Genomic DNA, 6,849 nt, shown 5'->3' on the forward strand with positions numbered 1-6,849 from the left:
GGACGGACCGCTACGGCGCCCGGGGGGCGTTCGCGGGAGAAGGGGTTGCAAGGGGGGAGGGAGGACCGAGCGCGGCCTCGGAGGCGTGGAGGATGGCCCTGCGCACCAGCGCGGGCGTGTCCAACAGGAGCCCTACCCGGCCGTCGCCCAGGATGGTGGAGCCGGAGATGCCGGGGATGCCCTGGAAGAGGCGCCCCAGGGGCCGGATGACCCGCTGGCCCTCGCCCTGGAGCTCATCCACCGCCAGTCCGATGACGCCGTCCGGGTGCTTCAGGACGACCACGTTCTCCCGGGCCGGCGTGCTCCCGCCCAGGCAGAACACCTGACGCAGCCGCAGGTACGGCAGCGGCTGGCCACGCAGCGACAACACGCCGGACGCCTCCGCCGTGCGCTCCTGGGCGGGGACCACCATGCACTCCTGCACGCCCTCGATGGGGACCACGTACACCTGGTCCCCCACGCCCATGGCGAAGCCCTGGATGACGGCGAGCGTGAGCGGCAGCCGCAGCGTCAGCGTGGTGCCCTGCCCCTCCTGGCTCTGGATGGACACGGAGCCGCGCAGGGCTTCGATGTCCCGACGCACCACGTCCATGCCCACGCCGCGGCCGGACAGCTCCGTCACTTCCGTGGCCGTGGAGAAGCCGGGCTCGAAGATGAGCCGCAAGAGCTCGTCGTCGCGCAGCCGCTCGGGCGCCGCCACCAGCCCCCGCTGCTTCGCGCGCTCGCGCACCCGTTCGCGCTGGATGCCCCGGCCGTCGTCGGACAGCTCCACCACGACGCTGCCGGCGTCATGGTAGGCCTTGAGCCGCAGGCGGCCCCGGGGGTCCTTGCCCGCGGCGCGCCGCTCGTCCGGCGTCTCGATGCCGTGGTCCAGCGCGTTGCGCAGCAGGTGGAGCAGCGGGTCGCGCATCGCGTCCAGCACCGCGGTGTCCAGCGTGGCGTCCTCGCCCTCCAGCTCCAGCTGGGCCAGCTTCTGCTGGGAGCGGGCCAGGTCGCGCACGGTGCGCAAGTGCTGACGGAACAGCGGTCCCACCGGGACCATCCGCACCTTCATCACCTCTTCCTGGAGCGCCTCGAAGAGCGGATCCATCTCCCGCTGCTGGGTGAGCGCGTCCTCCCAGCTGGCGCCGGAGTCCTCCGCGCGCGCCAGGAACTGCGCCATCCGCCCGCGCGCCACGGACAGCTCCGCGGTGAGCGTGACGATGCGGTCCAGGCGCTCCATGTCCATGCGCACGCGGCTGCGCGCCGTGCTCCGCGCCTCCGGCATGCGCGGCAGCGCGGCGGGAATCGGCAGCGCCTCCGTGGGCGCTCCCGCGACGATGCCCTCGCGCAGCCGGGAGAGGTGGGCCTGGTGCACCGCGCCCAGCGAGTCCACGCCCGCGAGCGACGCCTGGCACAGCTCGCGGAGGTGATCCACCGCGCCGAGCAGCAGCGACACCCGCGTCTCATCCAGCGCGAGCCGCCCGTCGAGCAGGGCCTGGAGGAGGTCCTCGACGCCGTGCGTGTAGTCCGTCACGGCCTGGAAGCCGAGCGACGCCGCCGCGCCCTTGAGCGTGTGCGCCCCGCGCAGGATGCCTGGGAGCAACCCCTCCGCGGGAGAGACCTCCAGCGCGATGAGGTTCTCTTCCATGGAGGAGATCAACCCCTCCGCCTCGTCCGCGAAGACGGCCAGCACCTTCTGCCACTCCGCGGCGGTCTCCGACGGGATGTCCCCCAGGTCAGTCGTCACCTCGCGCCCCAGGGGCGAAGGGAGACCGGCACGCGCAGGGGGATGGGTGGAGGGATTCTCAAGAACACGGACTGGCGCCCCCCTTCCTCGAGATGCAAGGCATTGCCATGAAGGTGGGCCGACCTTCACGATGAGGAATTTTTCGAGAAGTCAACAGTACCAAATCAATCAAACATGAACAACCTCCGCGGTGATTTCACGCGGGGTTTGTATCGCCAGGGAAGCGAGCCGCTTCCGAGGGACAAGACTCCTCAGGTCGTGTGTCGGCCACGTCTCCCCCGAGCCGAGTCTCACCTGTCTTGAGTTACATGTTTCAATCCCATCCACATCCAACACAGCGCGTCTCATCCGTTCGTACAAGACACCGCACTCGTGCTCCGGGGTGATGTGGACTCATTGGGGCCCGCGCGACGCTCCCCTGAGCACACGACGTCCAGGCGGAGGAGCCGCGGGCCCGCCGGTCCCGGCGGCCTCCAGGTCCTTCAATTCCTCTCATCCAGCGAGGCCCGCCGGTCCGGCCAGGACGAGCGGATGTCCTGGTGGGGACCGGGCGGGGTGAACCACGACCGGGCGAGGGGCTGACTACTGGAGCGAGGGCTGCTCCTGCTCCTCCCTGCTGGCCCTGGCGTAGTCCTCCGCGCCGGTGAAGTCGACGACGCGGCAGGGCTCATTGCCCACGACCCAGGCGTCATGGCCTGACGGGATGAAGGCGACGTCGCCCGGCTCCAGGTCCAGCTCCTGACCGTCGTTCATCTGGACGTGCATCCGCCCGGACAGGACGCTGAGGGTGTGGACCACCTCGCACGTCTCCGTGCCCGCGATGGGCTTCACGTGCTTCGACCACTGCCAGCCGGGTTCGAAGTAGCCCCGGCCGATGCTGAGCGCTCCCATGTTCAGGACGGAGGCCTCTCCGTGCGACACGAAGGGCCGGCGCTCGTCCGCCTCGCTGGCCTTCTTGATGATGGCGCGTGCCATGGTGCAATCCCTCCCGGTGAATGGGTCCTTGGGAAACCTGGGGGTGCCGCGCGCTGGAGGAAAGGGTTCGCGCGCGGACTCGGGCGGTGGACCGGAGCACGGGGTGTAGCGCCCGTCCCCACCTCCGTACCTTCGTGCCGCAAACCGGTCCCGAGGGAATCAAGCCATGCGCCCAATGTCGCGCCTCGCCCTGTGGGCATGTCTGGTCATCGCGCAGGGATGCCGCTCGCATCACGAGCCGCCTCCCGCGCCTCCGCCCACGCCGCCCACGGCCACCGCCCGGCCGCTCCAGCTGGCGAAGCCGGAGGCCCTCGAGCTCGAGTTCGGCCGGGCCCAGGCCACCGCCTGCAACTGCTTCAAGGCGAATGACAGCGAGACGGAGGGAGGGGCGTGCGCCACGCCGCGCTTTGGCGCGTACCTGCTCGCGCTGACGTGGGCCCCCACCTTCTGCCGGTCGCATCCGGACAAGGAGGAGTGCGGGCACCTGGAAGAAACCTTCGGCGCGACGCACCTCACGATTCACGGGCTGTGGCCCCAGTTCAACGACGAGGAGGCGCGGGAGCTCAACTGCACCTATCCGGCGTACTGCGGCGGGCTGTGCGAATGCCAGGGCAGCAACGCCCCGTCGAAGTGCTTCCCCGACCCCGCCACGATTCCACCCGCCATGGGCACCTACGGGCCGGGCTTCGTCACGGACAACTTCTTCCTCGCGAACCACGAGTGGCCCAAGCACGGCAGCTGCACGGGGATGGATGCCCGGACCTACTTCCAGAGCAACATCGACGCGCTGCTGTCATTGCCGGGGGACCAGGGGACACCAGCCGCCATCACGGACAACATCGGCGGGAGCGTGGCGCTGGAGAACCTGCGCGCGTCGTTCGGACAGAGCGACAGCGTCGCCTTCACTTGCGACCCGAAGTGCAACCTGGTGGAGGTGGGCGTCTGCTTCTCGGCGGACGAGCAGCGGCGCCCCTTGGCGCGCATGACGTGCCCGAAGAGCGTCACCGGCGGCGACACCAACAGCTGCGTGGGCAAGGGTCCGCAACCCCGCTGCCCCATGGTGAACATCCAGGCCGCGACGTCCGATATCGGGCCGTCCCCCAGCTGCGCGAATCCGGGCCAGGGCCCCGCGTGCACGAATGATCAGCTCTGCCAGAACCAGGGCTGGGTGCGCTGCGCGCGCTCCGGGTGCTGCACCACCGTGCCCAAGCGCTGAAGGCCCGGGCCCGGAGTCAGGCCACGGCCTGGAGGCCCGTGTCGCGCGGCACCTTCGCGGCGGCGGCGCGCACCACCTCCGGGCTCGCGCCGTCCTTGTGGGCGTTCTCGCTCAGGTGCCGGCGCCAGGCGCGCGCGCCGGGCAGTCCCTGGAAGAGGCCCAGCATGTGCCGGGTGATGGCGCCCAGCGGCGCCCCCTGGCTCATCTGCGCTTCGATGTACGGCAGCATCGCGTCCACCACCTGGTGCCGCGTGAGGGGCGCCTGCGTGCCGCCGAAGAAGCGCCGGTCCGCGTCCGCCAGGAGGTACGGGGATTCGTAGGGCGCGCGGCCCATCATCACGCCGTCCACGCGGCCCAGGTGCTCCGCCGCCGCGTCCAGCGTCTTGATGCCGCCGTTGAGGCTGATGTCCAGGTGCGGGTACTCGGCCTTGAGCCGGTGCACCAGGTCGTAGCGCAGGGGCGGCACGTCCCGGTTCTCCTTGGGAGACAGGCCCTGCAGCCACGCCTTGCGCGCGTGCACGATGAAGCGCGTGCAGCCCGCTGCGGAGACGCGCCGCACGAAGTCCTCCAGCGTGGGCCACTCCTCCATGTCGTCGATGGCGATGCGCGACTTCACCGTCACGGGGATGCGCACCGCTTCGCGCATGGCGGCGACACCGCGCGCGACGAGGTCCGGCTCCGCCATCAGGCACGCGCCGAAGCGGCCGGACTGCACGCGGTCGCTGGGGCAGCCCACGTTGAGGTTGATTTCGTCATAGCCCCACTCCTCGCCGATGCGCGCGGAGGCGGCCAGGTCCGCGGGCTCCGAGCCGCCCAGCTGGAGGGCCACGGGGTGCTCGGCGGGCGTGAAGTCCAGCAGGCGGTCGCGCTTGCCGTGCAGCACCGCGCCCGTGGTCACCATCTCCGTGTAGAGCAGCGTGTGACGGGAGATGAGCCGGAAGAAGTACCGGCAGTGCCGGTCCGTCCAGTCCATCATCGGCGCGACACACAGCGGCATGGGGTAGGCCAGGGCAGTCATCGCCCTACCCATACCCGGACTCCCGCCGTCCGCCCAGGGTCTCCCGAGGCTCCCTCTGGAGGCAGGCTGGCGGGCGGGCTCAAGCGGGAGGGCCGAGCACCACGCCCTGCTCCACGAGCCACGCGTCCACCAGCCGCTGGCCGGCGTCCGTCAGCGTGAAGCCCAGCCCGGCCCACTGCTGGCCGTTGAGCATCACCACCTGCCCCAGCGCGCGGGCGAAGGCCACCTCCGGCGCCGCGTGCTTGAGCAGCGCGCCCGCGTAGTGGTGCAGGAACAGGTCGAAGTTCTTCGCGAAGTCCGGGTGCCCGGGGAGCGAGTCGCTGCGCGTGTCCGCCGTCACGTCATACGTCTGGATGACCGCGCCGAAGCCCAGCACGTCCACCAGGAACGCCTGCATCCGGTCCTTCCCCCGCACCCGGCCGGGCAGCCACCGCTCCGGCCCCGCTGGCGTCTGGAACGTCCACAGGCCGCGTTGACGCGTGGCGGCGAACGGCAGCCCCCCACCCTTCCGCTCCACCTGGGCCGCGCGACGGTGCACCCGCTGGGGCGAGCTCTCCGAACGCGCGGGGAAGTAGACGATGACCGCCGGTGCGGAGCGGGCGCAGTTCATGGGAGACACGACTCCAGAGGGGGAACACCTGCACCGGAATTATCCCGCGCCAGTGCCCGGGAGTTGCTTCCCGGACAACGCTTTTCAGGGGCCGCCCGGCATGGGCCCGGCGAGCGCCTCCACGGCCTCGGGGAGCGTGCCCCGTTCGAGCGCGGCGTGGAGGGTGACCATCTGGGCCGTGACGACCGCGCGCGACACCTTGGCGCCCGCGCCGTCGCGCACCAGCAGCTCCAGGGTGGCCTGGGCCAGCAGCAGCGGCAGCGTGGTGAAGGCGAGCACGTCCCGGGGCGCCCCCGCCAGGAACAGCGAGCGCACGTAGCGCGCCGCGGCGATCAGGTCCTGGCCCGCGAGCTGCTCCACGTCCTGGAGCCGCACGCCGTCCGGCAGCCACACGCGGCCCTCCTTCCGGTCCTGGCGCGCGTCCTTGAGGATGTTGACCAGCTGGAGCCCCTCACCGAACAGCGGCGCCAGTGAGCGCAGGTTCGGCGCGTAGGGCGCGAGGCGCGGCTCCAGGACGAACAGCTCCGTGAGCAGCTCGCCCACCAGTCCCGCGACGATGTAGCAATAGTCACGCAGGGACTGGAGCGATCCGAGCTTCAACAGCCCGCCCTCGGACGCGCCGGCCAGCACCTGCCCCATGCCCTGCACCGTCTTCAGCACGAAGTGGCGCAGGATGGCGCCGGCCTCCGGGCGCAGCGCGTCCAGGCTCGCCAGCAGCGTGGGCGTGCGCGCGAGCAGGTCCAGGTAGCCCGCGTTCTCGCTGGGACGGCGGGCCAGCCACTCGCGCGACAGCGCCCCGGCGTCCGCGCCCGGCTTCTCCTGGAGCAGGGCCTCGAAGGCGGCCAGCGCCTCCCGCCGCTCGTCGCGCGACCAGGGGGCGGCGTCCTCCAGCGTGTCGGCGACGCGCAGCAGCAGGTAGCCCAGGCCCACCTCGCGGCGCAGCGGCTCGTCGAGCAGCGGGATGGCGAGCGCGAACGTGCGGCTGGTCCGCACGAGGAAGTCCGCCAGCTCGTCATCCCGGAACGGAAGGGCCGTCGCGGTGGGGGCGTCACTCAAAGGAACCGTCCTCCGGGCACGGGCGCGCCTGCAGCCCGCGCCCTCACTGCCACAAGCCATCCACCGACACACGCGAGAACGTGCAGGCCCGGCGCGAGGGGCCCGCCACGGACACCGGATTCCCGGGCCCGAGCGCCGCCGGGCGCCCGCGCGCGGGAGGACCCCGGCGCGCGGGCTCCTGGCGTAAGGCCTCAGGGCGCCGGAGCGACCGTCGGCTTCGGGGCCGGCTGCGCGGGGGCGGCGGG

Annotated in this window: 6 protein-coding genes; 1 reads left to right on the forward strand and 5 read right to left on the reverse strand. The window is 71.6% G+C overall.

Annotated elements, in window-relative coordinates; all coding sequences use genetic code 11:
• Positions 1 to 10: 10 nt before the first annotated feature.
• Together D7W82_RS00515 and D7W82_RS00520 are read right to left on the reverse strand one after the other, a co-directional pair.
• On the reverse strand, positions 11 to 1,729 hold the full coding sequence (locus tag D7W82_RS00515) for a chemotaxis protein CheA (RefSeq protein WP_120616411.1): 1,719 nt from the start codon (positions 1,727 to 1,729) through the stop codon (positions 11 to 13).
• Between the two features lie 582 nt (positions 1,730 to 2,311).
• The gene (locus D7W82_RS00520; protein WP_120616412.1) at positions 2,312 to 2,704 is read right to left on the reverse strand and encodes a cupin domain-containing protein; all 393 of its coding nucleotides are present in this window, start codon (positions 2,702 to 2,704) and stop codon (positions 2,312 to 2,314) included.
• 166 nt (positions 2,705 to 2,870) lie between these two features.
• Between D7W82_RS00520 and D7W82_RS00525 the strand changes: the two genes are divergently transcribed.
• A complete protein-coding gene (locus D7W82_RS00525; RefSeq protein ID WP_120616413.1) occupies positions 2,871 to 3,920 on the forward strand; it encodes a hypothetical protein in 1,050 nt (349 codons plus the stop codon).
• 16 nt (positions 3,921 to 3,936) lie between these two features.
• Here D7W82_RS00525 and dusA read toward each other — a convergent pair whose 3' ends face one another.
• The 3 genes from dusA to D7W82_RS00540 form a co-directional block, all read right to left on the reverse strand.
• A complete protein-coding gene (dusA, locus tag D7W82_RS00530) occupies positions 3,937 to 4,938 on the reverse strand; it encodes a tRNA dihydrouridine(20/20a) synthase DusA (protein WP_120616414.1) in 1,002 nt (333 codons plus the stop codon).
• A 79-nt stretch (positions 4,939 to 5,017) separates the two neighbouring features.
• Positions 5,018 to 5,548, reverse strand: a complete 531-nt coding sequence (locus tag D7W82_RS00535; protein WP_120616415.1) for a hypothetical protein — start codon at positions 5,546 to 5,548, stop codon at positions 5,018 to 5,020.
• Positions 5,549 to 5,632: 84 nt separating this feature from the next.
• Complete coding sequence (locus D7W82_RS00540; protein ID WP_158617545.1) at positions 5,633 to 6,604, reverse strand: squalene/phytoene synthase family protein; 972 nt, start codon at positions 6,602 to 6,604, stop codon at positions 5,633 to 5,635.
• Positions 6,605 to 6,849: the final 245 nt, after the last annotated feature.

The organism is Corallococcus sp. CA049B (genome assembly GCF_003611685.1).
Classification (GTDB): domain Bacteria; phylum Myxococcota; class Myxococcia; order Myxococcales; family Myxococcaceae; genus Corallococcus; species Corallococcus coralloides.